General features: G+C 57.8%; 22 protein-coding genes and 1 tRNA gene. 13 read left to right on the forward strand and 10 right to left on the reverse strand.

Annotation, left to right across the window (positions count from 1 at the left end; genetic code table 11):
- Positions 1-513: 513 nt before the first annotated feature.
- Positions 514-1,071, reverse strand: coding sequence for a helix-turn-helix domain-containing protein (locus AD944_RS06860; protein ID WP_201785454.1), 558 nt, complete (start codon positions 1,069-1,071; stop codon positions 514-516).
- A gap of 65 nt (positions 1,072-1,136) precedes the next feature.
- Here AD944_RS06860 and AD944_RS06865 point away from each other — a divergent pair, with 65 nt between their 5' ends.
- Positions 1,137-2,036, forward strand: a complete 900-nt coding sequence (locus tag AD944_RS06865) for a DMT family transporter (RefSeq protein WP_082741266.1) — start codon at positions 1,137-1,139, stop codon at positions 2,034-2,036.
- Between the two features lie 25 nt (positions 2,037-2,061).
- On the opposite strand, the gene AD944_RS06870 is transcribed toward AD944_RS06865, so the two are convergent.
- On the reverse strand, positions 2,062-3,108 hold the full coding sequence (locus tag AD944_RS06870; RefSeq protein WP_045542741.1) for an ABC transporter substrate-binding protein: 1,047 nt from the start codon (positions 3,106-3,108) through the stop codon (positions 2,062-2,064).
- A 121-nt stretch (positions 3,109-3,229) separates the two neighbouring features.
- Here AD944_RS06870 and AD944_RS06875 point away from each other — a divergent pair.
- Positions 3,230-3,305: transfer RNA gene (locus AD944_RS06875), tRNA-Asn, on the forward strand.
- A 191-nt stretch (positions 3,306-3,496) separates the two neighbouring features.
- On the opposite strand, the gene AD944_RS06880 is transcribed toward AD944_RS06875, so the two are convergent.
- The 3 genes from AD944_RS06880 to AD944_RS06890 form a co-directional block, all read right to left on the reverse strand.
- Entirely contained in the window at positions 3,497-3,847 is a 351-nt protein-coding gene (locus AD944_RS06880; protein WP_045542742.1) for a RidA family protein, read from the reverse strand.
- Between the two features lie 49 nt (positions 3,848-3,896).
- Positions 3,897-4,736 carry a pantoate--beta-alanine ligase gene (gene panC / locus AD944_RS06885; RefSeq protein ID WP_045542743.1) on the reverse strand — a complete coding sequence of 280 codons (840 nt, stop codon included), beginning with the start codon at positions 4,734-4,736 and terminating at the stop codon, positions 3,897-3,899.
- Between the two features lie 88 nt (positions 4,737-4,824).
- A complete protein-coding gene (locus tag AD944_RS06890) occupies positions 4,825-5,880 on the reverse strand; it encodes an aldo/keto reductase (protein WP_045542764.1) in 1,056 nt (351 codons plus the stop codon).
- A gap of 358 nt (positions 5,881-6,238) precedes the next feature.
- Between AD944_RS06890 and dnaE the strand changes: the two genes are divergently transcribed.
- The 8 genes from dnaE (at position 6,239) to recO (ending at position 16,878) form a co-directional block, all read left to right on the forward strand.
- The gene (dnaE, locus tag AD944_RS06900; protein ID WP_045542745.1) at positions 6,239-9,658 is read left to right on the forward strand and encodes a DNA polymerase III subunit alpha; all 3,420 of its coding nucleotides are present in this window, start codon (positions 6,239-6,241) and stop codon (positions 9,656-9,658) included.
- A 182-nt stretch (positions 9,659-9,840) separates the two neighbouring features.
- Positions 9,841-11,253, forward strand: coding sequence for an aminodeoxychorismate synthase component I (gene pabB, locus AD944_RS06905; protein ID WP_045542746.1), 1,413 nt, complete (start codon positions 9,841-9,843; stop codon positions 11,251-11,253).
- On the forward strand, positions 11,250-12,107 hold the full coding sequence (locus AD944_RS06910; protein ID WP_045542747.1) for an aminotransferase class IV: 858 nt from the start codon (positions 11,250-11,252) through the stop codon (positions 12,105-12,107). The genes pabB and AD944_RS06910 overlap by 4 nt, the downstream gene beginning before the upstream one ends.
- Positions 12,108-12,254: 147 nt before the next feature.
- Positions 12,255-12,632 (forward strand): hypothetical protein, encoded by a 378-nt coding sequence (locus AD944_RS06915; protein WP_052051376.1) that lies wholly within the window; start codon positions 12,255-12,257, stop codon positions 12,630-12,632.
- A gap of 307 nt (positions 12,633-12,939) precedes the next feature.
- Positions 12,940-14,043, forward strand: a complete 1,104-nt coding sequence (locus AD944_RS06920) for an aromatic ring-hydroxylating dioxygenase subunit alpha (RefSeq protein WP_045542748.1) — start codon at positions 12,940-12,942, stop codon at positions 14,041-14,043.
- A 160-nt stretch (positions 14,044-14,203) separates the two neighbouring features.
- Positions 14,204-14,995, forward strand: coding sequence for a 30S ribosomal protein S2 (rpsB, locus tag AD944_RS06925; protein WP_035380481.1), 792 nt, complete (start codon positions 14,204-14,206; stop codon positions 14,993-14,995).
- A 124-nt stretch (positions 14,996-15,119) separates the two neighbouring features.
- Positions 15,120-16,025, forward strand: coding sequence for a translation elongation factor Ts (gene tsf / locus AD944_RS06930; RefSeq protein ID WP_045542749.1), 906 nt, complete (start codon positions 15,120-15,122; stop codon positions 16,023-16,025).
- Positions 16,026-16,044: 19 nt separating this feature from the next.
- Positions 16,045-16,878, forward strand: a complete 834-nt coding sequence (gene recO / locus AD944_RS06935; RefSeq protein WP_045542750.1) for a DNA repair protein RecO — start codon at positions 16,045-16,047, stop codon at positions 16,876-16,878.
- Between the two features lie 75 nt (positions 16,879-16,953).
- Here recO and AD944_RS06940 read toward each other — a convergent pair whose 3' ends face one another.
- Positions 16,954-17,916: an alpha/beta hydrolase gene (locus tag AD944_RS06940; protein WP_045542751.1), complete on the reverse strand. Its 963-nt coding sequence runs from the start codon at positions 17,914-17,916 to the stop codon at positions 16,954-16,956.
- A 160-nt stretch (positions 17,917-18,076) separates the two neighbouring features.
- Between AD944_RS06940 and parC the strand changes: the two genes are divergently transcribed.
- Positions 18,077-20,284 carry a DNA topoisomerase IV subunit A gene (gene parC, locus AD944_RS06945; RefSeq protein ID WP_035380474.1) on the forward strand — a complete coding sequence of 736 codons (2,208 nt, stop codon included), beginning with the start codon at positions 18,077-18,079 and terminating at the stop codon, positions 20,282-20,284.
- A 153-nt stretch (positions 20,285-20,437) separates the two neighbouring features.
- Here parC and AD944_RS16735 read toward each other — a convergent pair whose 3' ends face one another.
- From AD944_RS16735 to AD944_RS06960, 4 genes are all read right to left on the reverse strand, one after another.
- The gene (locus tag AD944_RS16735) at positions 20,438-20,743 is read right to left on the reverse strand and encodes a hypothetical protein (protein WP_140329641.1); all 306 of its coding nucleotides are present in this window, start codon (positions 20,741-20,743) and stop codon (positions 20,438-20,440) included.
- Positions 20,744-20,890: 147 nt separating this feature from the next.
- The gene (locus tag AD944_RS06950) at positions 20,891-21,643 is read right to left on the reverse strand and encodes an arginyltransferase (RefSeq protein WP_035380473.1); all 753 of its coding nucleotides are present in this window, start codon (positions 21,641-21,643) and stop codon (positions 20,891-20,893) included.
- Between the two features lie 148 nt (positions 21,644-21,791).
- The gene (gene hemB, locus AD944_RS06955) at positions 21,792-22,796 is read right to left on the reverse strand and encodes a porphobilinogen synthase (RefSeq protein WP_045542752.1); all 1,005 of its coding nucleotides are present in this window, start codon (positions 22,794-22,796) and stop codon (positions 21,792-21,794) included.
- A 140-nt stretch (positions 22,797-22,936) separates the two neighbouring features.
- Positions 22,937-24,394 carry an amino acid permease gene (locus AD944_RS06960; RefSeq protein WP_035380471.1) on the reverse strand — a complete coding sequence of 486 codons (1,458 nt, stop codon included), beginning with the start codon at positions 24,392-24,394 and terminating at the stop codon, positions 22,937-22,939.
- A gap of 186 nt (positions 24,395-24,580) precedes the next feature.
- On the opposite strand from AD944_RS06960, the gene glyA reads away from it, so the two are divergent.
- The gene (glyA, locus tag AD944_RS06965) at positions 24,581-25,870 is read left to right on the forward strand and encodes a serine hydroxymethyltransferase (RefSeq protein WP_045542753.1); all 1,290 of its coding nucleotides are present in this window, start codon (positions 24,581-24,583) and stop codon (positions 25,868-25,870) included.
- 418 nt (positions 25,871-26,288) lie between these two features.
- Positions 26,289-26,807, forward strand: coding sequence for a hypothetical protein (locus AD944_RS06970; RefSeq protein WP_061138867.1), 519 nt, complete (start codon positions 26,289-26,291; stop codon positions 26,805-26,807).
- Positions 26,808-26,809 lie beyond the last annotated feature (2 nt).

Below are 26,809 nucleotides of genomic sequence, written 5' to 3' on the forward strand. Positions count from 1 at the left end.
AAATGATCCAAAATTACTCCATCTGTGAGATTTCCGCGTTGACGGCAGCCAAAGCAATGACCCCTGCAAGCCGATCTCTACTTTTCTGGCAGAATGAAACTGCAGAGTTTTTGAGCTTTTTCTACATCTGAGGTTTCCGTCTGACAGGCGTCTATTCTGTCCAGATTGTCATCCATAAAGCGCCTGCTCTAACCACGAGTTGTCATGTTTCAGGATTATCCACCGCTCTTATCTGGGCACCCATGTCAGCGGTTTTTTCTTCGACACCAAAAGATGCGGCTCCCGCTCCAACACCTGATGGCAGAATGGAAACCACAACAGGGCGCAGGCAGAATCCCAACCCTTGTAAAGCAGTGGGTGGTCACTCACGCTACAGCCCAAGGCAATAAGAATGTGCACTGATTGGCACCGTTGTTTTGATCTGTGGTCGCGCAAGTGCAGCTAGCGCTTGCGGATGAAGAACTGCTTTTAAAACCAGTTTGTATTGTAAGAGACTGGACGGATACCTGAGGATCAGGACGACACAGACCGGATAAAGCGCAAAACGCCATCCCCTACGTTCTGGTAGGCGTAGTTCTGGGCGCTACTATAGATGGTGAAGTCATTGGTCGGCACAATCTGGCTTTCCGTGTCAAAATCCAGCCGCAATGTGCCTTGCAGCACAAAAATCATTTCATGCCAGCCTTCCGGGTCCGGATCAGCCGTGTAGCGCTCGCCTACTTCCAGAGACCACAGCCAGAGCTGGGTATCATGCCGGGCAGGGGCAGCCCCCAGCAATGTGGCCTGACTCTGTGGTCCTACGCCACGCCACATCACTTCCTCCAGCCGCCGGATTTCACGCTCGGGGTTGCTGACCAGTTTCAGGAAGGACGTGTTCAGGGCTTCCGCCAGGCGGTCCAGCGTGCCCAGGCTGATATTGGCGTTGCCGGTTTCCAGATTCACAATCATGCGGCGGCTGATGCCGGAAGCCACGGCTAAAGCTTCCTGACTTAAGCCAGCTTCTTTGCGTAGGCGGCGAAGATTGGTTCCCACATGGGCAAGAACATCAGAACGCGGGGCTTGATTGTGCATTATAGTGCCCATATATGCTGCAAACTATGAACCGGATTCATCCCACCTCTGTGTCGCCAGTCAAGATGCTCTCCCGTCAGGAGATGATTTTGATTGGCATTACCATGTTGTGGGGGGCAACGTTCCTCATCATTCATAATACCATGCGCCATACCGGCCCGCTTTTTTTCGTAGGGGTAAGGTTCATAACGGCGGGTATCATGTCCGTGGTGCTGTTCCATAAATCGCTGGGCGGGTTCCGGCGGCATGAGGTCAAGGCCGGGGCCTGTATCGGGGTGGCGGTGTTTCTGGGCTACAGTCTGCAAACGCTGGGGTTGAAAACCATTCCCAGCAGCCAGTCTGCCTTTATTACGGCATTGTATGTGCCAATGGTTCCGTTTCTGCAATGGGCGGTCCTGCGCCGTAGGCCCCATGCCATGAGCTGGTTTGGCGTGGCCTGCGCCTTTGTGGGGCTTGTGCTGCTGACAGGCCCGAATGCCGCTACCGGCCTACAGTTCAGTGCCGGAGAAATCTCCACGCTGTTGTGTGCATTGGCCATTGCCGTGGAAATTATTCTAATCAGCCGTTTTGCGCCGGGCGTGGATAGCCGCCGGGTGACCATGGTGCAGCTTCTGGTGGCGGGGATGCTGGCTTTTTGTGCCATGCCACTTGCGGGTGAGGCCGTGCCTGCCTTTTCCTGGGTTTGGGTAAGTGCTGCGGTCGGGCTGGGAGCCATGACAGCCATTATCCAGTTTGCCATGAACTGGGCGCAGAAAACCGTCTCCCCGACCAGAGCAACCGTGATCTATGCGGGTGAACCCGTATGGGCAGGGTTGGTAGGGCGCATGGCGGGAGAGGTTCTGCCAGCCTCTGCTCTTGTCGGGGCAGGGCTGATTGTGGCGGGCGTACTGGCCAGCGAACTGCGCTTGCCCCGTAATCGCAAAAGGACGGCTGCCTCATCAATCGAGATAAAACAAGCGCAGTAGCGCAACCACCGGCCCGGCCAGAGCTTTACCCGCGCAGTACGTTGCGCGTGTAGCTTTTTGCCAGATCAGCCGCACTTTCCGCTTCGGGCAAAAGGGAGATTAGCTGGAGTTCATCACAATACTGGGCCATCTGTTCGCGCAGGGCGTGGCCGGTCACGGGGCGGATTGTTGGCTCACTGTTCAGCATGGCCAGCACGTTGTCTGGCGTCATGGTGGGGGTATCATCCGCAATCAGGGTGGCGGCCTCGCTCCGATGGGTGTTGGTCCACTTTGCAGCATCGCGCAGGGCGAGGGTGAGGGCGGTTGCGGCATCCGGGTCTTCTTCAAAAGCGCTGGCGCTCACGCCTAAAATCAGGTTGGTACGGTCCGCATAATGGCCGCTGTTACTGCTAACCAGTTCGGCAAACAGGCCATCGCTCTGGTTAAGGAGCTGCCATGCCAGCGGATCATGCGCTACAACGGCATCCAGTTCCTTGCGTTGGGCAGCACCCAGAAGTTCTTCAGCAGGCAGGGTTTTCCAGTTCACGCCAGCCATGGCGTTAATGCCCTTGCGGCGCATCATGATGGCAAAGAACAGTTTATCCGCGGCATTCAGGTCTGGCACGCCTACGGGGCGGTTAAGGAGATGATCCAGCCGGGTCACGCCAGAGCCGCGGCGCACCAGAAGGCGGAACACGCCGGGTTGAATGCCCAGCACAAGGCTGGCTTGCAGCCCCGCGTGCAGCCGGGGTAGCCATGTCAGCGCCGGGGCAACGGCATAGGCTGCCTTGCCATGTGCCAGCGCATCCAGCGCTTCAGAACCATCCAGAAAATCTCCGGCAGTTTCCAGTTCCAGACTGTAACGGGCAAAAAAGTCTTTCTGATACGCCACGGCCAGCACCGGGGCCGTGGTGGCGTGGGGCCATGCAATGGTGAGCTTTCTGTAACGGCCATCTGGCTGCTTGTGCGGAGGCCGGTGGGCGCGGTGGAGTTCATAACCACCCACACCGCCTGCCATGGCCAACCCCGCAAGGCTGGTAAACAGGATACGGCGGCGGAAAACCGGGCTGGAAGAAGGTCCGTTTGTGCTCATGAAGTCCTTCCTACACCGTGTTTTTCCGGGTGTCGTCCTGCAAGGGAAACCGGAAATGAAAAAAAATGAAAAAAGGGGCTTTACGACCCGCCGGGAACCCGGTTATACGGTGCCTCGCTGATCCCGAATAGCTCAGTTGGTAGAGCAAGCGACTGTTAATCGCTGGGTCGTAGGTTCGAGTCCTACTTCGGGAGCCAGCCAGATTTTCCCCTGACAATTTAAACGCACGGCCTTGTCTTGCATAAAATTATGCTTGCATGTGTGCCGATAATGCCGCCGCATTTTGTTGCGGTTGCGGTTGCGGTTGCGGTTGCGGTTGCGGTTGCGGTTGCGGTTGCGTGGGGCGGAGGCAGCTTTCAGAAAAGCCGCCCCCTTTCTGTTCTGCTGCTTAGTGCAGGGCGGCGATGCCTGTCAGTTCCACGCGCCATGCGGGGTTGGCCAGTTTGGCTTCCACAGTTGCGCGGGCCGGTTTGTTATTGCGGTCCAGCCACGCATCCCAGGCGCGGTTCATGGCGGCCATATCGCTCATGTCAGCCAGAAAGATCTGAACAGAAAGCAGGCGGCTTTTATCCGTGCCAGCCTTGGCCAGCAGGGCATCCACCTGCCGCAGAATATCGGCCATCTGGCCTTCGGCATCCAGAGAGGCATCCTCCGCTACCTGTCCGGCCAGATGCACAAGGCCGTTGTAAATAACGGCACCCGTCAGGCGTTCTTCGGGCTCAAGGCGTGTAATGGTCATGAATAAGGGCTTTCTTGGTGGGGTTGGGGGTGTCTGGAGCAGAATTGGCTCAGCACAGGGGCATGTTATCAATCAGCCGCACATCGCCAAGGCTTGCCGCCACAAACAGGCGGGCTGTGGGGTCTGATGGCTGGGTGAGCTGGAGGTTTTTTCCTGAGCGCAGTTCAAGGTAATGCACCGTGAACCCGGCTTCTTCCAGATCATGCCAGCATGTTTTCAGGCAGGTTTCCAAATTTTTTCCTGCCTTCAGTTCTGCAATACATGTTTGCAGGCTGGCGGGCAGGTGGGCGGCGCGGTCCCGCTGCGTATGGCTCAGCCTCCGGTTGCGGGAGGACAGGGCAAGCTGGTCTGCCTCACGCACGGTGGGTACCGGCAGAATGGAAACCGGCAGATCCAGATCCTGCACCAGGCGACGCACAATGCACAGTTGCTGGAAATCTTTTTCACCAAAAACGGCGATATCTGCACGGGTTTGCATGAATAGCTTTGTTACAATTGTGGCCACGCCGTTAAAATGGCCGGGGCGATCATTCCCGCACAGCATGGCGTCGAGCCCGGAGACAATAACGCGGGTTGAAAAGCCGGGGGCGTAAATCTGTGTTTCATCCGGCGCGTACAGAATATCTACCCGTCCGGTTTTTTCCAGTAACGCGGCATCTGCTTCCAGCCCACGGGGGTAGAGGTGAAAATCATCCGGGTTGTTGAACTGGATAGGGTTAACAAAAATGGTCACAATACGTCGGGTGGCCTTGCCATCCAGCGCTGTAACCAAGGCAAGATGGCCTGCATGGAGAGAGCCCATGGTGGGAACTACGCCAATAGTCTCCCCCGCGCGCTGCCACTCCGTGACACTCTCAGCCAGTTCCTGCCTTGTTCTAACAAGCTTCATTGTGTGTCCTGATAAGCAAAAGAAAAGGGCCGCGACAAGGCTGGGTGGCGTCATCCCATACCCCGCGCTTGCCCGGAATGCTTTTATTTTACGGCTTTTTTGTAAAAGGTGCCAGAAGCAGGCGGTCCGCAGGGCTTAGCCGGGCGGCGGCAGTGTTGGCCTGATGCCAGTAAGGATAAAGCAGGGGCGGTTTGCTGGCCTCATCCAGCCGTTTGATCTGATCTTCAGAAAGCGTGAGGCTGGCAGCTTTCAGGTTATCTGCAAGCTGTTCATCCGTGCGGGCACCGATAACCACGGATGTTATGGCTGGGCGATGCATGGTCCAGGCCAGTGCCACCTGCGCGGCGGAAACGCCCAGTTCTTCCCCCACAGCCACCAGCACTTCTACAATATCAAACAGCTTTTCCTTGTCATGCACCGGGGGTTCGCCCCAGTTTTCAAGCTGCCGCCCTTCTGGCATGGGCTTGTTACGCCGATATTTGCCCGAGAGAAGCCCCCCGGCTAGCGGGCTCCAGACCTGCACGCCAATGGATTTATCCACCGCTATGGGCAGCAGTTCATACTCTGCTTCACGTGCTTGCAGGGTGTAATGAATCTGCTGGGCCACCGGGGCGATCAGGCGGTTCTGCTCAGCAATGGAGAGCGCCTTCATCAGATGCCAGCCGGAGAAGTTTGAAACACCAGCGTAGCGGATCTTGCCTGCTTTTGTCAGCGTATCCAGCGCTTCCAGCGTTTCGTCCAGCGGGGTGATGCCATCCCACTCATGCAGGTAGTAGAGATCAATGTGATCACGCCCCAGCCGTTTCAGGCTGGCTTCACAGGCGGCAATCAGATGATAGCGGGAAGAACCCTCTCCATTTGGTCCATCATCGGTGCGGAAGCGGGCCTTGGTGGTTACCAGCGCTTCCTTGGTGCGGCCCTTGAGCGCCTGCCCCAGAATGGTTTCTGATTCGCCCGAGGAATAGATGTCCGCCGTATCAAACATGTTGATCCCGGCATCCAGACATTGGTCAATCTGGCGGGAGGCACCTTTTACATCGGTGTTGCCGGTCTTGGCGAAGGCCCCTTTTCCGCCAAAGGTCATGGTTCCCAGTGTGAAGGCGGACACAAGCAGACCGGAACGGCCTAGCTGACGATATTGCACGTTTTTGTACTCCGTCACGTTTTTGTAAGCCCATACCCTTGGGGAGGGGGCGTGCCATGGCAAGGGCAGGGCAGCGTAACACACGGGTTTTTGAGCCTGATGAATGGCTGCTCCGCAGAGCTTGCAAGGGCGGAAGAAAGTGGGCTGACTCTGTTTTCTGTGGCTGCTGTGTCAGCCCGCACGGTCACGGAAGGCTATAGGAGGGCGATGCTGCGCCGGGAGGAGAAGCGCATGGGGAATGGCGCAGGTATCTCCCCTTCCGCATGGTTTCCGCGTCCATAAAAAAGAGGGCGCATGGGGTGCCAAATAGGGGCCTGCAAGAGGTGAGATTTCGGGCGGGCTGTGGTAGGATCAAAGGATGTCTTACGCTGATTTTGTCCATCTCCGTGTTCATTCCGCTTACTCCCTCAGTCAGGGGGCCATTCGTGTGCCAGAACTGGCGGGGATGGCGAAAGACATGCAGATGCCCGCCGTGGCTATTACGGATTCGGGCAATCTGTTCGGGGCGTTGGAATTCTCACAGTACTGCACCAAATCCGGCATACAGCCCATTATTGGCTGTCAGGTTGGTCTGCCATCCCGAAATGACAAACCCGGCAGCCCGGCGGAACCCATTGTGCTTCTGGCCCAGAACGAGGTGGGGCTGACCAACCTTCAGTTTCTCTCCTCCGAAGGGTTCAAGGAATCTGATCCGTCTGACCCGACTGTGCAGTTGGAGACGCTGTTCGAGAAATCGGAAGGGCTGATGCTGTTTACCGGCGGCACACGCGGCCCGCTGTTCCAGATGCTGGCGGAAGGGCAGAAGGAAGAGGCCGAACGCTGGCTGGCGCAGATGCATGAAGCGTTTGATGATCGGCTGATTGTAGAACTGCACCGCCACAATCTTGCTATTGAAAAGGCCGTGGAGCCCGGCGTTCTGGCGCTGGCAAATCAGTTTGGCCTGCCGCTGGTGGCGACCAATGAATGTTTCTTTCCCAAGCCGGAAATGTATGAAGCCCATGATGCGCTGATCTGTATTGCGCAGGGCCGCACCATGGCCGAGCGTGACCGTTGGCGCGTGACGCCGGAACACTGGTTCAAGCCGCCTGCCGTCATGCGGGAACTGTTTGCTGATCTGCCGGATGCCTGTGACAACACGCTGGAAATTGCCCGCCGCTGCGCCGTGAAGGTGGAAACGCGCAAGCCGCTGCTGCCCATCTGCCCCAAGGTGCGTGAAGGGGCTACGGAAGATGAAACCCTGCGGGCCATGGCGTGGGAAGGGTTGGAAAAACGCCTTGCGGGCATGAATGTGGATGAGGAAACCCGCAAGAAATATAGCGATCGTCTGGCATTTGAGCTGGATATCATCTCCAAGATGGGCTTCCCCGGTTACTTCATGATCGTTGCGGACTTCATTCAGTGGGGGAAGGCGCATGATATTCCGGTGGGGCCGGGGCGTGGGTCGGGTGCAGGTTCTCTGGCCGCATGGGCGTTGACCATCACGGATATTGATCCGCTGCCGTTCAATCTGCTGTTCGAACGGTTTCTGAATCCGGAACGTGTGTCCATGCCTGACTTTGATATCGACTTCTGTCAGGACCGGCGAGACGAGGTGATAGCCTATGTGCGGCGTGAATACGGGGCAGACCGTGTGGCGCAGATCATCACGTTTGGAAAACTGCAGGCCCGTGCTGCGGTGCGTGACGTAGGGCGTGTGCTGGGGCTGCCATATGGCATGGTCAACCGTGTTGCGGAACTGATCCCCAACAACCCCGCCAAACCTGTTACCCTGAAGGAAGCCATAGCGGGCGAGCCCAAATTGCAGGAGATGCGTGAAAGCGATGAATCGCTGCGCAGGCTTCTGGAAATTGGCCAGCAGATTGAAGGGCTTTTCCGCCACGCCAGTACACATGCCGCAGGGGTTGTGATTGGTGACCGCCCACTGGTTGAACTGGTGCCACTCTACCGAGACCCGAAGAGTGACATGCTGGTCACCCAGTATAACATGAAGTTTGTTGAACAGGCCGGGCTGGTCAAGTTCGACTTTCTGGGCCTGACAACCCTGACCATTTTGCAAAGGGGCGTTGGTTTCCTCAAGAAAATGGGCATTGAGGTTGATCTCAGCCGCATTCCGCTGAATGACCCTGCAACGTATGAAATGCTCAGCAAGGGTGACACCGCAGGCGTGTTCCAGTTTGAAGGCGCGGGTATGCGCGACGTTCTCAAACAGATGCGTCCCACCCGGCTGGAAGATCTGATTGCCGCCGTGGCGCTGTATCGTCCGGGGCCGATGGCGAACATTCCCGATTACTGTCGCCGGAAACATGGGGAGGCGTGGGAGCCCCCGCATGAGGAAATCCGCGATATTCTTGAAGAGACCTACGGCATTATGGTCTATCAGGAACAGGTGATGCAGATTGCCCAGAAAATGGCGGGCTACAGCCTTGGCGGCGCTGACCTTCTGCGCCGTGCCATGGGTAAGAAGATCCGTGCGGAAATGGATACGCAGCGCGAGATCTTTACAGAAGGGGCCGTAAAACGCGGCATTGACCGTGACAAAGCCGTTGAGGTGTTTGACCTCATGGCGAAATTTGCTGACTACGGTTTTAACAAATCTCACGCGGCGGCATACGCGCTTGTTTCCTACCAAACGGCGTGGATGAAGGCTAACCATCCTGTTGCCTTCCTTGCGGGCTGTATGTCCCTTGCGCGGGAACGTACGGAAAAACTGGCGGCCCTGCGGCAGGAAGCCGAGCGTATGGGCATCAAGGTGTTGCCGCCGGATGTTAATAAATCGGAAGCCGATTTCTCGGTTGAGACATTGCCTGATGGTACCAACGGTATTCGCTACGCGCTGGCTGCCATCAAGAAGGTGGGGTTCAGCGCCATGGAAGCGCTTGTTGCCGCACGGGGCAACAAACCGTTCAAGGACATAACGGATTTTGCTACACGGGTGGACCCGAAGCAGATCAACCGCATGCAGATGGAAAATCTGGCCAAAGCGGGGGCCTTTGAGTGTCTGGATAAAAACCGGGCCCGTGTGTACCGCTCTGCTGATACCATTTTGCGGCGGGCGCAAAGTCAGGCGCAGGAAGCGGCGTCCGGCCAGATTGGCCTGTTTGGCGGTGGTGGGGACGTGGAGCCCCTGCGCATGGTGGATGGTTCCGACTGGCCGGAGTTTGAACGGCTGGCCATGGAAGCAGAAGCCATTGGCTTTCACATGACAGCCCACCCGCTAGACGCCTATGGCCCGGTTCTGCGCCGGTTGGGGGCAACAAAATCGTCAGCTCTTCTGTCTGCGGCGGAGGCTGGGGTAGGGCGTGTCAGCATTGCCGGATGTGTGGTGGACAAGAAAGAACGCCCCACGCGCACGGGCAACAAGATGGCATGGGTACGTCTGTCTGATGCTTCTGGCGGGTGTGAAGTGACCGTGTTTTCTGAAGTGCTCAGTCGGGTGCGGGAAAGTCTGGTGCCGGGCACGGCGGTTCTGGTTAAAGCGGATCTGAAACTGGAAGGCGAAGCCCTGCGCATTACGGCCAGTGATATTATGGAACTGGAGCAGGCTGCGGCACAGGGTGCGAGCGAAATGCGCGTGTGGGTGGAGCGGGAAGATGCGCTGGCCCAACTGAGCGCCCTGCTGAACGAACAGCGCGGTGGCCCCGGTCGCATTGTGTTGATGCCGGGGCTGGATGAAACCTGTGATGTGGAAGTGCGCTTGAAAGGTGGCTACCGCGTAACTCCTCTGCTTGGCCAAAAACTGAAGACACTGCCGGGTATTTCCCGTGTCGAGCAGGTGTGACGCCAGACAGAAAAATGGGGTCGGGGCTCTCTGTTTATAGTGCGGCGTGTTGGGCGAAGCACCACGCCTTTCAGGTGAGAGAACAGGCGTGAAAGACAGCAAGCCTGCGGTAGAGAGAACCGAACGTTGATCTCCTCCGCAGGCGCTTTTTATGGTTTTCCGCACAGGAGCCCGAAGACAGCATGAAGAGCGTGCGTGTATGGGCGCGTGAAGTGCCATGGCGGGAGCCGGAAACGGTTTTTGCCGCATGGGGGGAGGCCCCATGGTGCGCGTTTCTGGATAGCGGCGGTCCGGTGGTGGACAGAAGTCGCTGGCAGATTTTCTGCACGGCGCCACGTCATGTTCTGAGCGTGAAAAATGGTCTGATTATTCAGGATGCCGAGCCTGCCGCCCCCTTTACACCCTCCGATCTCTTCGCCCGGCTGAGGCGCATCATGCCTGCCGCCATGTGGGTGGACAACGAAACGGGCACTTATGCCCTGCCGTTTCATGGCGGATGGATTGGTTTTGCAGGGTATGGGCTAGGGCAGGCTCTGGAACAGATCAGGGTGAATCATCGTGTTTCAGATGAACCGGATTTTGCCGCCGGGTTTTATGATCACGCATTTCTGTGGGACCGTCTTGAAAAACGTGCCTTTATTACCGGGTTATTCACCAGTGAAACGGAGGGCGTTCCAGCCTCCGAACCATGGCAGGCGCATGTAACAGCCTGGCATGCTCTGCCTGCGGTTTCTGCTGCCTGTGCGCCGCTGCCAGCCGTCACGTTTGTGCCGGATCAGCCACGAGAGTCCTATTGCGCGGCGGTGGCGCGGGCGCGGGATTATATTGCGGCGGGTGATATTTTTCAGGTGAACATCACGGGCCGATATAGCAGCCATTTTCCAGAAGATTTTTCAAATGTGGCGCTTTATCTGGCGCTGCGTCAGCATGCTCCGGCACCTTTCGGGGCGTATCTTGGGTGCGGGGGTGGCTATACGCTGCATTCCACATCGCCTGAACAGTTTTTGCAGGTGAACGCGCAACGGGGTGTCACGTCCCGCCCCATCAAGGGCACGGCCCCACGCGGGCGCACGCCGGAGGAGGACAGGGCTTTTGCCGCCGCTCTGGCGCAGGATGAAAAAGAACGCGCTGAGAACCTGATGATTGTGGATCTGATGCGTCATGATATCGGGCGGGTGGCGCGGGTAGGGAGCATGAGCGTGCCGGAGTTTCTGGCGGTGGAACGCTTTGCCCATGTGCATCATCTGGTGTCTGAAGTGCGGGGGGAGTTGGCCGCGGGGCGGGACGTGTTTGATCTGCTGCAAGCCACCCTGCCGCCGGGGTCGGTGACCGGCGCGCCCAAACATAGAGCCATGGAAATTATAGAAGAACTGGAAGCCTCTCCACGTGGAGCATATTGCGGCAGCGTGTTCTGCATCGGGGTGGAGGGCAGGATGGAAAGTTCCGTCATTATCCGCACGGTTACGCGCGTGGCAGACCGCCTGACGCTGGCATCGGGTGGAGGGATTACCATTCTTTCCGATCCTGAAAAGGAATATGAGGAAATGCGTTTGAAGTTGGCTCCCTTCTTTTCCTTGTTTGGTGGTGCGGCATGACGTTTGTCTGGCTGAACGGGCAGGTGTGTGTGGCCGCGCAGGCCCATGTGAGTCTGGCGGACAGAGGGCTGACGCTGGGAGACGGCCTGTTTGAAACAATACGTGTCAAGAACAGAGATTTTCTCCATTTTGATCTGCACATGCAGCGCTTGCGGGATGGCGGCGCATTGCTTGCTCTGCCGGTCCCTTCAGCGGAAGAGGTGGCACAGGCGGCAAAAGCGCTTCTGTCTGCAACAGGGCTGCAAAATGGCTCCGCGCGCCTGACCGTAACGCGTGGCACGGGCCCCCGTGGCCTTGCGCCACCGCAGAATGTCCAGCCGACTGTGTTCATGACCGTTGCGGCAGGTACAGCGCGCGTGGCGTCCGTCTTGGTCATGACAAGCCGGTTGGTGCGCCGGGATGAGCAATCTCCGTTGAGCCGTATCAAAAGTCTGAATTATCTGCCCAATATTCTGGCACGGCAGGAAGCTGTGCGTGCAGGGTATGAGGACGCCTTGCTGCTGAACGTGCAGGGGCGTGTGGCGGAAACAACTGTCAGCACTGTTGTGGTTCAGGAAGAGGAGCGGTTTATCACGCCCTCGGTGGCGGAAGGCGCATTGCCGGGCATCGCGCGGAGCGTGCTGTTGCGCGCTGGTGTGATGACAGAAGAAAGTGTGGATTTATCTCGTCTGCAACAGGCAAAGGCCCTTTATCTTGTCAACAGCCTGGGGGTGCGTGTGGTATCTCTGCTTGATGGGCAATGGATGGAACCTTGTGCGTCCGGTTTACGCCGGTTGTGCACGCTGTTGGATGTGGCGCAGGGAGGGGTAGCTGGCGCGCGGAAAGGTTCCGTTTCAAGCCATGGCAGAACGTGAGAGCAGTGTTGCCCCGCGCGGACAGGGACGTGGGACATTTGCAAAGACTGCTTGCAAGATAAAACGTCTTTGAAAGGAACTTCTGCAAAACTGGTTAGTTTAGGTGATGAGGCTTCTCTATTATAACAGAACACAGAGAGACACATCATGGCTATCCGCTTCTATTCGCTTCTGCTGGGAGCCACACTTGTTGCGGCTCCGGCCTTTGCTCTGGCACAGGATGACAGTGGCAAACCCCCTACGGCAGATTCCGCAGCCGCTCAGGTTGGTAAATCACCACCTGCGGCACAGGACAAAGACGGTAAACGGATTGATCCATCCAAAAAGCTATGGACCAACCCGCGCACGCAGGCCGAGCAACCGGGCACGCAGCCTCCGCCGAATGACAGGCCAGCCGATTCCACGCCAACCACCAAGGAATCCATTACGCCACCTCATGCTTACCAGCCCGGCAAGTATCAGGGTGGCAAATATAGCCGCCAGAAACCCACGCCTCCTCATACGGAAACACAGCCTCAGAAGTGATAAAGCGGCTTCCGGGTAACTGTTAGACCCTGCTGTTGTGACAGTGCAGGTTTCTACAGGGGCTCCTGCGGCCCTTTTCAGGAGCTTTCCATGACGCTGCCTTTTCCTTGCGGCTTTGGTGCTTGCGGGGGAGGCAGCTTTTTTGCGTGACGTGATAGGCACGCCTCTTCTTCATGGGCTAATCTGGCATGCAGAGGCCGGGGTTGTATGATGGCAACCACAGGCTCAATCGTAACATGCAGGAATTGTGTGAGGTTGTGTTCGCACCGAACAGCAGCCTCTGGTCATGGGAAAGGACGGGCACGCCATGCTGGTGGAAGCTTCTCGGAGTGAAACGGCTCAACAGGCTGAAGCGCCGGAATATGATCTTCGGCAGATCGATAGTAATCCGAATTTCTGGTACCCGGTGGCGTGGGCGCACAAGGTGCGTCCGGGCAAGGCTTTTCCCACCCGCTATGCTGGCCACCCCATTGCGCTGATCCGCCCGGAAAAAGGGCCGGTTTATGCACTGGAAGACCGTTGCGCGCATCGTCAGGTACCCTTGAGCAAAGGGCTGGTGGAAGGCGACTGCATCAAGTGCTGTTATCATGGTTGGGCGTTTGACCGCGCAGGCAAATGCGTGACCGTGCCCTACCTGAACCGTTCGGACGTGGGGCGGCCCGTGCGGGCGTATCCGTGCCGGGAAAAGGCGGGCCTGATTTTCATTTTCCCCGGAGATCCCGCTCTGGCCGAGACTGTGCCGGTGCCGGATATCGCGCAGGTAGGGAATCCGGAATACAAGACGCGCCAGTTCGGCCCGCGTCTGAAATGCCACTACACCTTCATGCATGAAAACCTGATGGACATGAACCATCAGTTTCTGCACCGCCGCCAGATGGGCTCCATCACGGCGCGCTTTCTGGGGCAGGACAAGGGCGAGAACTTTCTGGAAGCCCGTTACAGCTTTGCCCGCAAGGGCGGCAACCAGCCGCTGGCCGAAGCCCTGATTTTTGGTAAGCACCATGATCTGGAGGGGCGGGAGCAGCCGGTAGAGGAAGTGGTGTCCATCCGCACCACCTACCCGTATCAGACGCTGAAAATTCATGACAAGGATGGCGATCTGATCATGGATCTATGGGCCTGTTACGTGCCGCTGGGGTCTGACCAGCAGGGCACGCAGGCGTTTGGTCTGTTGTCTGTCAAGAAACCCAAATGGGGTTTTCTGCTTGATCTGGCATGGCCCGCGCTGGGGCTGTTCACGCACCGTATCTTTGAAGAAGACCGCGAGATTGTGGAGCTTGAGCAGAAAGCATGGCGTGAACTGGGTGGGGACCACAATGTGGAAGTGTTCCCCATCGTCAAGGCGCTGCGGGCTCTGCTGGCCCGTGGGGGCGTGCCCAACAAGGCAGCCAGACCGCTGAAAAAGGGCTGAAAACACACTTTTTGCCTTGCATGGGCCAGCGAAAACCGCCATATCGGCATCGCTTGGCCCAGGCCGGGACGACGCACGCGAAGCCTTCACCCTCTGGTGTCCTGTTCACGCAGGGCAGTGCTTCGCGGAGGATTAACCAGAATGGTAGGAAAAACGCCCCATGGCGATGCCTGATTTCACACTCCGTCAGCTTCTGGAAGCTGGCGTTCACTTTGGTCACCACACCCGCCGGTGGAACCCGCGCATGGAGCCGTATCTGTTCGGCGTGCGCAACCAGGTTCACATCATTGACCTGCAGCAGACCGTTGGCCTGCTTGACCGCGCCCTGCAGGCAATCCGCAACACTGTTGCCGGTGGTGGCCGCGTTCTGTTTGTTGGCACCAAGCGCGCCGCAGCCGAACCGATTGCTGAAGCCGCCAAGCGGTGTGGCCAGTATTATGTGAACCACCGTTGGCTGGGCGGTATGCTCACCAACTGGAAGACCATCACGGGTTCCATCAAGCGTCTGCGCCAGATTGAAGAAATGCTGGACGGCGGCACGGCCGGTCTGACCAAGAAAGAAATTCTTGATATGACCCGCGACCGCGACAAGCTGGAACGCTCCCTGGGTGGTATCAAGGAAATGGGCGGCCTGCCCGATATCCTGTTCATCATCGACACCAACAAGGAAAAGCTGGCTGTTGAAGAAGCCAACAAGCTGGGTATTCCGGTTGTGGCCATTCTGGACAGCAACTCTGATCCGAAGGGCGTGACCTTCCCGATTCCGGGGAATGATGACGCCATCCGCGCGATCTCCCTGTACTGTGATCTGGTGTCCTCCGCTGTTCTGGACGGGATTTCCGCTGAACTCGGCGCTTCTGGCCAGGATTTCGGTGCTGCTGAAGAGCTGCCGATTGATCCGGCTCTGGAAACGGAAGCAGCTCCTGCTGCTGAAGCTCCGGCTGCAAACTGAAGTTGACTGACAGGCGGGCCTTTTGCCCGCCTGTTTCAGATAAGATGGGTGCCTGCGCGCAGGCACAAACAGCCCGGTGCGCGCCCCTACACGGGCGCGTTCCGGTTTTTAAGGAGTGACAGATATGGCGGCTATTACCGCTGCACTGGTGAAGGAACTGCGCGAAAAGACCGGCGCAGGCATGATGGACTGCAAAAAAGCGCTGAACGAAGCCAATGGTGAAATTGAAGGCGCCATTGACTGGCTGCGCACCAAAGGTCTGGCTGCTGCTGCCAAGAAGTCCGGCCGTACCGCTGCTGAAGGTCTGGTAGGCGTTGCGTCTGAAGACAAGAAAGCCGCCATGGTTGAGGTGAACGCCGAAACCGACTTTGTGGCCCGTAACGAAGCCTTCCAGAACTTTGTGGAAAGCGTTGCCAAGATTGCCCTGAAGGTTGGTGAAGATCTGGAAGCCATCAAGGCCGCTACGCTGGAAACCGGCCGCACGGTTGCTGATGAACTGACGCACCTGATTGCCACCATTGGCGAAAACATGTCCCTGCGTCGTGCCCGTGTGTTCACGGTGCCGTCTGGCGTTGTGGCAACTTATGTGCATGGCGCGCTGCGTCCGGGCCTGGGCAAGATTGGTGTTCTGGCTGCCATTGAAGCCCCCACGGCTGATGATGCCATTGAACAGCTTGGCCGTCAGGTTGGCATGCATGTTGCTGCTACTCGTCCGTCTTCTCTGGATGTGACCAGCCTGGACCCGGAAGAAGTTGAGCGTGAACGCGCCGTTCTGGTTGAACAGGCTCGTGCTTCTGGCAAGCCGGAAGCGATCATCGAAAAGATGATCGAAGGCCGTATCCGCAAGTTCTATGAAGAAGTTGTGCTTCTGGAACAGGTGTGGGTGCATGATGGCGAAACCCGCGTGAAGAACGTGCTGGAAAAAGCTGGCGTGAAGCTGGTTGGCTTTGACCGCTTCCAGCTGGGTGAAGGCATTGAAAAAGAAGCCGATGACTTTGCTGCTGAAGTAGCGAAAGTCTCTGGCGTCTGATTTCAGGCGAACCTGACTGATGCAACAGGGCGGGACTTCCCAGGATAGGGAGGCTCCCGCCCTTGTGCTTTCTGCCTTCCCGTTGGGGGAGGTCAACGCCCGCGTGCATGTGCTGACCGAAGAGAATGGTCTGGTGCATGGCGTGGCGTACGGCGCACGCTCCCGTGCAGGGAGTGCGCTGTGGCAACCGGGCAATGTGGTGAAAACCCGGTTTCAGACCCGCGGCGCAGGCACCATGCCCCGCCTGTCTGGCGAGATGCTGTACGGGTGTGGTTTTCGGCTGCTGGATGCGCCGCTGGCTTTGTCCATGATGCAGTCTGTGTGCGTTTTGGCTGATACGGCCCTGCCAGAAGGCGAGCCTTGCCCGGCTCTGTTTGCCCCTACTCTGAAATTGCTGACTTTTCTGGGAATGGACCCTGCCGTATCGCAGCAGGAAGGGCTGCCGCATGTTGTGCGGTGGGAACTGGCGCTTCTGGCCGATCTGGGGTTCGGGCTGGATCTCTCCTGTTGCGCGGTGACAGGGGCGAGGGAGGGACTGGCCTATGTTTCCCCGCGCACAGGTAAGGCTGTGACGGAAGAGGGTGCCGGGGAGTGGAAAAACCGCCTGCTGCCGCTCCCGGCGTTTCTGCTGTCTGACGAAGAGACCGGCACGAAGCAGGACTGGTTGGCTGGCCTCCGTCTAACCAGTTATTTTTTGGCGCGGGACGCCTACGGGCAACGCCATAGACCCATGCCCGCAGCACGGGAACGGCTGGAAGAGCGTGTGGCGCGTCTGGCCGACGCTGAAGAAAAGGCTGAGACACTTGTTGAGCATGATCAGCCGCCCGAAAAAAATGCTAATCCTTCCGAGTGAGGGGAATGAAGATCACTCCCGCAGGGGAATAAACACCCGTTCTCTCATAACGCCTCTTTCAGCAGTTTCTGGATGTTAGCTGATGAATGACTGCTCGTGCAGGAACTGTTCCGCCAGATGGGGCCATGTGAGGGTTGGGGTGCCGGGGCGGCCTAGCCCAAAGCCATGACCACCGGCGGCAAAAAGGTGCCGGGTGACAGGCACGGCATTCTGCTGACATGCTTGCTCTAACAGGGCTGTCTGGTCCGGGGCGGCAATCGGGTCATCCGCAGCCTGAACCAGAAAGAACGGCGGGCTGCCGCGCCGTATGTAAGGGGGAATGGACCATGCCCGCGCATCTGCCTGCGTGGGGTGCGGGCCGAGTAATGTGCGGCTTGTATGCGTATGGTTGTATGGCGGTTCCAGAGAAACAATGGGATATGCGAGGAGCGCCAGCGCTACCTTGATGGGGGCGGTGTCTGCGGTATCCGTGGGGGAGTAGGTCTGCCAGTCAGGGCGGGTGGCACATAACCCCAGCAGATGTCCTCCGGCAGAAAATCCCAGAATACCAATGCGGTCAGGGTCAATGCCATACTGGCGGGCATGGGTGCGGAGCAGCCGTATGGCGCGTTGGGCGTCCTGAAATGGCGCGAGGGACGCCGCACGCCATCCTTCCATCGGCAGCCGGTAGGTGAGCACCCCTACGGTTATGCCGAGTTTTTGCAGCCAGCGTGTGGCAGGCGTGGCTTCCTTGCGTTGCGTGATGTGTTGATACCCGCCCCCTGCCGCCACGATCATGGCCGCGCCATTGGGGCGGGCTGGACGGTAGATCTGAAGCACAGGTTCGGAAATGCCTGTCAGAGAGCCGGTGGGGGAAAGATGTGGCGTGTGATTGTCCGGGCCGCCTCCGCCGGGCGGTGTGGTGGGCCATAAGGGAAGCACCGTTGCATCGGGCAGGGAGATAAGGGGGGCCGCAGGCGTTTCAGCCCGCGCGCGGCTTCTGGTGATGACGCAGGAGGCTGTGCCTGTCAGAACCGTTCTGCGCGTAAGCCGGGGCATGGGGTGTCCTCAAGAAAAAGCGGTGGGGAAGAAACCGGCGGCACAGGCCAAAGAAAGTCTATCACCTTTTCCGACTCTTTGCTGAGGGCTGGAACAAAAGGGCAAGCAACGCTATGTGTCCAGGCGGGCGAGAGCCTGCACAGTGTCCGGGGAGCAGGAAATGAGCGAGACGTTTGAAGGCCATGTGGAAGAGACCAAGCTGGCGGATGCGCTGAGCGAACGGTATCTGGCCTATGCGCTGTCCACTATCATGTCCCGCTCTCTGCCGGATGTGCGTGATGGGTTGAAGCCGGTGCACCGGCGGTTGGTGTACGCCATGCACCAGTTGAAGCTGGACCCCTCGGCGGGCTTCAAGAAGTGCGCCCGCGTGGTGGGGGATGTGATTGGTAAGTTCCACCCGCATGGCGATGCCTCTGTTTATGAAGCGCTCGTGCGTCTGGCCCAGGATTTTGCCGCCCGCTACCCGCTGGTGGAAGGTCAGGGCAATTTTGGCTCGATTGACGGCGATAACGCCGCCGCCATGCGATACACCGAAGCCCGGCTGACTGAAGTTGCTCGTGCGCTGCTGGATGGCATTGAAAACGATGCCGTGGATTTCCGCCCCACCTATGATGGAGAGGAGCAGGAGCCGGTTGTGCTTCCGGCAGCCTTCCCGAACCTGCTGGCCAATGGGGCATCCGGTATTGCGGTGGGTATGGCCACCAGTATTCCCCCGCATAACGCGGCGGAAGTGTGCGCTGCTGCTGCCTTGCTGGTGCGCAAGCCCCAGAGCACCACGGAAGACCTGTTGAAGCTGATGCCGGGTCCGGATTTTCCCACAGGTGGCCTGATTGTTGAAGATTCCGACGCCATTCTGAAAGCCTATGAGACCGGGCGCGGCAGCTTCCGCATGCGTGCCCGTTGGGAAGTGGAGCAGGGCCGATTTGGCACGTGGCAGATAATCGTCACGGAAATTCCGTATCAGGTGCAGAAATCACGCCTGATCGAGCAGGTGGCAGATCTGCTGGAGCAGAAAAAGCTGCCGCTGCTGGGGGATATCCGGGATGAAAGTACGGATGTTATCCGACTGGTTCTGGAGCCCAAATCGCGCGGGATAGAGCCGGAAGTGCTGATGGAAACCCTGTTCCGGGCCACGCAGCTTGAAAGCCGTTTTGGCCTGAACATGAACGTGCTGGGCGCGGACCGTGCGCCGGGCGTGCTGGGCCTGAAGGATGTGCTTCAGGCATGGCTGGACCACCGGCACGAGGTTCTGGAACGCCGCAGCCGCCACCGGCTGGAGGCTGTGGAACGGCGGCTGGAAATTCTAAGCGGCTTTCTGGCCGTCTATCTGAATCTGGATGAAGTGATCCGCATTATCCGTGAAGAGGATGATGCCAAGGCCAGCCTGATCAGCACGTTCTCGCTGACGGATATGCAGGCAGAGGCTGTGCTGAATATGCGGCTGCGGAGCTTGCGCCGTCTGGAAGAGATGGAAATTCGCAAGGAGCATGACAAGCTCTCGGGTGAGCGGGATGAGCTTCTGAAACTGCTGGGTGATGAAAAGCTGCGCTGGTCCCGCATTGGCCGGGAACTGGATGGCATGGTCAAACAGTTTGGGGCCGGTGCACTGGGGCAGCGCCGTAGCACGCTGCTGTCCGCGCCCAAGCCGGTTGATATCTCCGTGGTGGAAACGGTGGAGCGCGAACCCATTACCCTGATCCTGTCTCAAAAGGGCTGGGTGCGGGCCATCAAAGGCCATACGACTGATCTGGAAAACCAGAAGTTCAAGGAAGGCGATGGTCTGAAACTGGCAGTGCCGTGCCAGACGACCGACAAGCTGTGCTTCTTTGGCACGGATGGGCGGGCCTTTACCCTCAAGGGGGCAGATCTGCCGCGTGGTCGTGGTGATGGTCAGCCGGTGCGCCTGCTGTTTGATCTGGGCAATGATGAAGATCTGATAGCGGTTTTTGCGGTCAAGGAAGGGGCAAAACGGCTTGTGGTATCCAGCGCAGGGCGCGGCATGCTGGTGGAAGAAGACAGCATGGTGGCCGAAAAACGTTCTGGCCGTCAGGTGCTCAATCTGAAGGAAGGCGAATACGCCAAGATTTGCAGCCCGGCGGAAGGTGATCAGGTTGCTGTGTTGGGTGATAATCGCCGCTTCCTGATTTTCCCGGCTGAGCAGTTGCCCGTCATGGGCCGGGGGCTGGGCGTGGCGTTGCAGAAATATGCAGATGGTGGTTTGCGGCAGGCCATGGTTTTCTCCTCCACGGATGGCCTGCTCTGGCCCGGTGCGGTGCGGGTCCGGCAGTTTGCGGATTTGCAGGACTGGGTGGGCAAACGTGCAGCAGTAGGCAAAAATGCTCCACCGTGGGCGGTTAAAAAGGCCTGACCGGGTAAAGGGCGACAACCCCAGCATGGTGCAATGGAAATGGGGCAGTCTGAAGACATAAGAAATAGGCTATAATATTATTTATTAAGCCTTTTCTTATGGCTCTTCAGGGAGGCAGTAGTAAAACGCTGAGACAGCGGGCTGAGGTATTTTTTAATGACATGCCTGCCCGATACTTAGTAATTTATTTCCACTATATTTTATCAGGAAATATTTATCTGAATGGATTTCTACCTCAAATTTTTTGTCGGGTGTATCTTGGGGTATTGAAAGTATCTTTTTTGTTCCTTCCTTTGAAGAAAGGAGCAGAGACATTTTAACAGAATGCGCGGTGGCCTGATAATCAGCTTTTTCTATTTTCGCGCATATTTCGCTTTGCGGTGCAGCATATACGTTTGAGACACTGCAAAACGAAAAATACAAACTGCAAATAACCATTGCTGTTCTGAAAAATGTCATTACTGAATTCCCCAATGTTCTCATGCAAAGAGAGTATATGCTTCTAGCGTAATAAAATATCTACCGAGTTGTCATGGGTTTTATTGGATGCATGGACGCATTTTTTCATGAACACACGAGGCCTGAGAGCTTGATTTTATGGCTCGATCAGGCAGTCTCCCGCTCTTCTGGCGGCGGGTTGTCCGGGTCAAGCGTGTGCCATGTGCCCTGACTGAGAATTTCGGCAGGGTGGTAGCGGGATTTGTAGGACATCTTCCGGCTTTTCTGCACCCAGTAGCCCAGATACAGATAAGGGAGTCCCAGCCGCTCCGTTTCACGGATCAGGGCCAGAATGGCGAAGCTCCCCAGGGAGCGGTGGGGTGCCGCGGGTTCATAAAAACTGTAAACGGCCGAAAGACCATCTTCCAGTTGGTCGACAAGGCTGACCGCCAGAAGCTGGTGGGTGGTATCCCGGAATTCCACCACCATGGTTTGTACCGTCGTGTCCTCAATCATGCCGCGATATTCTTCGGCGTTCATGTCGGCCATGTCGCCTTCTGCGTGGCGGGCACTCTGGTAACGGGTAAACAGATCATACTGTTCTTCTGTGGCCTTGGGGGCGGTGCAGGTGGCGGTCAGATCAGCATTGCGGCGCAGGGTGCGTTTTTGCGTGCGGTCTGGCGTAAAGCGCGCAACGGGCAGGCGGATGGGAATACAGGCGGCGCAGGTGGCGCATACGGGGGCATAGGCCAGTGTGTGGCTGCGCCTGAACCCCACGCGGGAGAGGCGGCTGTGCAGGGCATCTGCCGCAGGCACATTCAGATCAGCAATAACCTTCCGCTCCATCTGCCCCGGCAGATAGGGGCACGGCTGCGGTGCTGTGGTGTAGAAAAACTGCGGATGTCGCAGCGAGGAAACCATATCATCCTGTCCGGCAAAGATTGGAGCGGGCTGGGGCGCCGCCTAACAGCCTGCCGGACAAGTGTAACAGCATGCTGGCCCGACGCGCACTCTGTTTCAACACCAACAGAGTGCGCAGGGTTTAACCTTGACGTGAAATAAAAACGGATCAGACGCCGTAGATCTGTTTGATCCGTTCAGCGGCTTCAACTGCAAAGTAGGTCAGAATGCCGTTGGCGCCAGCGCGGCGGAAGGCCAGAAGGCTTTCCATCACGGCGCGTTCATGGTCCAGCCAGCCATTACGGATGGCGGCCATCAGCATCGCATACTCACCAGACACCTGATAGGCATAGGTGGGCACGGCAAATGTGTCCCGCACGCGGCGGATGATGTCCAGATACGGCATGCCGGGTTTGACCATGACCATATCCGCGCCTTCAGCAATATCCATCTCCACTTCGCGGAGGGCTTCATCACTGTTGGCGGGGTCCATCTGGTAGGTTTTCTTGTCACCCTTCAGCATACCGCCAGAACCCAACGCATCACGGAACGGGCCGTAGAAGGCACTGGCGTATTTGGCGGCATAGGACATGATACGGGTGTTCAGCAGCCCGGCTTCATCCAGCGCCACGCGCATGGTGCCAATTCGGCCATCCATCATGTCAGACGGTGCGATGATATCTACACCCGCAGCGGCCTGATTGATGGTCTGCTGCGTCAGAATGGTGACGGATTCCTCATTCACCACATACCCATCGCGGATCACGCCGTCATGGCCGTGGCTGGTGTAGGGGTCCAGCGCCACATCCCCGATCAGCCCCACATTGGGGAATTCCTTTTTCAGCAGACGGGCGGCCCGGCACATCAGGTTATCCGGGTTCAGGGCTTCCGTGCCTTCTGCATCCCGCACCTCCATGGGGGTGACGGGAAACAGCGCCACAGCAGGAATACCCAGTTTGGCGGCCGGTTCAACGTGGGCGGCCAAGCGGTCCAGCGTAACGCGATGCACGCCGGGCATGGAGGCCACTTCTGTCACGGTGTTTGTGCCTTCCGTGAAGAAGATAGGCCAGATCAGGTTGTTGATGCCCAAAGAGGTTTCTGCAACCAGCCGACGGGTGAAATCGTCAAAACGGTTGCGACGGGGGCGGGCCAGAGGGAAGCGACCGGCCTTCATGGGCGGAATCTCCTAGCGTGTCGGCGCTCTGATACGGCCGGGCAAGGAGAGTGCGACCGAATACAGGCAGGGCCAACGGGGTGAACGGCAGGGCGGAGTATGCTCTCCCTGCCGCGTTATGCAACCCCGCCCAGCGCGTATCAGGACCGTGCCAAAACGCTACGGTAACGCCCGTATCCCAGATAGATGACCATGCCGATGGCCAGCCACACCACCAGACGGATCCATGTCAGTTTATCCAGAGAAACCATGACGGCGCCGCAGCTGAGAATGCCCAGAACCGGCACAATATCCCCGCCCGGCACACGGAAGGCGCGCGGGGCGTCAGGGGATTTGCGCCGCAGGACCATCACGCCCGCACACACCAGCACAAAGGCCAGTAGGGTGCCGATGGATGTCATGTGCCCCAGTTCCGAGATAGGCAGAAAGGCGCTGAGCAGGCAGGTGAGCACCATGAAGAACAGGTTGGAGAGCCAGGGGGTCTGATACCGTGGGTGGGTTTTGCTGAACATGGGCGGCAGAAGCCCATCACGGGACATGGCGAAGAACACGCGGCTCTGACCCAGAAGCATGCCCAGCAGAACGGAGGTAAACCCGCAGATAATGCCGATTTTTACCGCCAGTTGCAGCCACTGGTAGGGCGTGCGGTTGATGGCGGTGGCCACGGGGGCGGCATCACCCAGCATGTCCTTGTAGTTCACCAGCCCGGTCATGACGAAGGAGAACGCAATATAGGCCAGAGAGCACACCAGCAGGCTGCCCAGAATGCCGATTGGCATGTCCCGCGCCGGGTTTTTGGTTTCCTGCGCCGTGGTGGAGACGGCATCAAACCCCACATAGGCAAAGAAGATGGTGCCTGCGGCGCGCATGATGCCAGACCAGCCATAATGGCCGAATGTGCCATCATTGGGGGGAATGAACGGGTGGTAGTTAGAGGGGTTGATGTAGGAAATGCCGAAGCCGATGAAGGCGGCAATCACCAGCAGCTTGATGGTGACAATAACGGCGTTGACCTGCGCGGACTGTGAAATACCGCGAATAAGGATCCAGGACACCAGACAGATGATAAAGGTGGCCGGAAGGTTCATCAGCCCTGTTACGGTGGAGCCATCAGCCAGTTGAATCGTTTCAAAGGGAGAGGCTGTCAGCCGGGGTGGTAGCACCAGCCCCCACGACTCCAGCAGGGAGACAACGTAGCGTGACCAGCTTACCGCCACAGTGGCAGCGCCTACCGCGTATTCCAGCACAAGGTCCCACCCGATGATCCACGCCATCAGTTCGCCCAGCGTAACGTACGCATAGGTGTAGGCGCTGCCGGCAATGGGGATCATGCTGGCCAGTTCACTGTAGCACAGGCCTGCGAATCCGCATGCGATAGCGGCGATCAGAAAGGAAATAACAACGGCCGGGCCTGCATTTTCAGATGCCGCAATACCAGTGAGGGAAAACAGACCTGCCCCGATGGTGGCGCCCACACCCAGCGCAACCAGACTGCCGGGGCCCAGAACCCTTTTAAGGCCTTGTGTGGATTCCAGCTTGTTCAGGGGCATACAGCGGGTAAAAGCCGAGGCTGCGGAAGAAGCAGGCCTTTGCGTCATTAAATTTTTCTCCTGTCAGAACCACGGCAAAAACGGTAAGAGAGCGCCGGGGTAGCCTTCTTTGCCCTATAGAGAGGCTAGTGTGCACATCTTAGCAAGATGTGTTTTGAACGTAATGAACTGGCACGGTGTCCATCCGGGCGGCGGCCGTGCCGGACGAAGTGATGAAATTCAAGGGAGCTCCTGATGAGCCAGACGGATCTGGATCGTTTTTTTCACGCACCGGTTACAGAAATTGATCCGGATGTTGCGGCCGCTCTGGCCAGTGAGCTGAAACGCCAGCAGGACGGCATTGAGCTGATTGCCAGCGAAAACATGGTTTCTGAAGCCGTGTTACAGGCTCAGGGCAGTGTGCTGACCAACAAATATGCGGAAGGTTATCCCGGCCGCCGGTACTATGGTGGCTGTTCTGAAGTGGATAAGGTCGAGGTGCTGGCCATTGAGCGCGCCAAGACCTTGTTTGGCGCAGGATTTGCCAACGTGCAGCCGCATTCTGGTGCGAACGCCAACCAGGCTGCCTTCATGGCGCTGGCCAAACCGGGCGATACCGTTGTTGGTATGAGCCTGGCTGCTGGTGGCCATCTGACCCACGGTGCGGCCCCTAACTATTCCGGCAAATGGTTCAATGCCGTGCAGTATGGTGTGCGCCGTCAGGATGGTCTGCTGGACTATGACGAAATGGAACAGCTGGTTCGGGAAAGCAAACCGACCCTGATTGTTGCTGGTGGGTCTGCCTACCCGCGCATTATTGATTTTGCCCGCTTCCGCCGCATTGCCGATGAAGTTGGCGCGGCGCTGATGGTGGACATGGCGCATTTCGCTGGTCTGGTCGCTGCCGGTCTGTATCCCAACCCGGTTGAGTATGCGGATGTCGTGACATCCACCACGCACAAAACTTTGCGTGGCCCGCGTGGCGGCCTGATCCTGACCAATAACGAGGCGCTGGCCAAGAAGATCAACTCTGCCGTGTTCCCTGGCTTGCAGGGTGGCCCGCTGATGCACGTGATTGCGGGCAAGGCCGTGGCGTTTGGGGAAGCTCTGCGTCCGGAATTCAAGGAATACCAGAAAGCTGTTCAGAAGAACGCGAACGTGCTGGCTGAAGTGCTGGTGGAACGCGGGTTTGATATCGTGACCGGCGGCACGGATTCCCACCTGCTGCTGGTTGACCTGCGGCCCAAGAAAGTGACCGGCAAGGCCGCCGAGCAGGCTCTGGAACGCGCTGGCATTACCGCCAACAAGAACGCCATTCCGTTTGATCCGGAAAAACCCGCCATTACTTCTGGCGTGCGTCTGGGCAGCCCTGCTGCTACGGCCCGCGGCTTCCGTGAAGCCGAGTTCCGTGAAGTGGGTGAAATGATTGACGAAGTGCTGACGGCCCTTGCCGCTTCTGGCGGAGAAGGCAACACGGAAGTGGAAAACGCCGTGCATGAACGCGTCAAAGCCCTGTGCGCCCGTTTCCCGATCTATTCCAAATAAGACGGTCTTCGTTCTACAAAACGGCAAGAAGGGGCAGGCTGCGGTCTGCCCCTTTTTTGTTCTGGGCGGGGAAAGCACTCGCCCTGGTGCCTTGTCTGTCACACCTGAGTAGGAGTGGGATCGGGTAGGGCCAGCCCTCATCGCCCTGAGGCCGCAAACGTGAGTGCAGCTTCATGGGCCTGCCAACAGGACCCTCTTCGTGCGTTATCCGTGTGGGCCAAAGACTATAGAGGCGAGTATAGTGTATTGTAGAAACAGTATTTGTATCATTTCGTTTCATTGAGATAAAATATCCAGATTATAACTGTTCCGGAATAACTATTTGTAACATCTATAGTATAACTGTTTTATTGGTTGATTTGCTGAAAAGCGTTTTTTTGCTGTTTGTTGCACGCATGTTACAGTGCGGAGCGACGCAATGAGCGCGATATTCCTCTCTTTTCCAGAGAGCATCTTCACCACTCATCATCCTGACAGATCTGGTCGTCAGCGGCAATGTTGCGGAATTGGCCTGACAGTTCTGCTGATGCCTGTGGCCTGCATCATGGCCCATGCCGCACCGGCCTCGTCTTCCACGCGCCAGTCCGGCTCCAGAACAGAAAATCTCAGGTCTTCCGTGCCCAAGACGGATATGTCTGTGCCCAACAGCAGCCAGATGAAGCCCGTGGGGAAAGAGTATTTCATAACAGCCCCTGCGTTTTCCTTGCAGCCGGAGCCCCCTGCCGGGTTGAAACGTTTTGGCGCAGTGACTTTCGAGCAGAGTAACCACAGCTTCATGCCATTGGAGACAGGCCGGACAGTGACCGCCGCCTATCCCGTGAAAGGTGTGCCGGGAATGGATCTGACCGTCAGCATGTTTGCCGGGCATCGGGAAACCAATACAGGCAGCGATGTGGGAACTGCGGCTGTCATTGCCGGGATGCGGTTCAAATGGTGAGC

This window comes from Acetobacter tropicalis (assembly GCF_001580915.1).
Taxonomy (GTDB): domain Bacteria; phylum Pseudomonadota; class Alphaproteobacteria; order Acetobacterales; family Acetobacteraceae; genus Acetobacter; species Acetobacter tropicalis.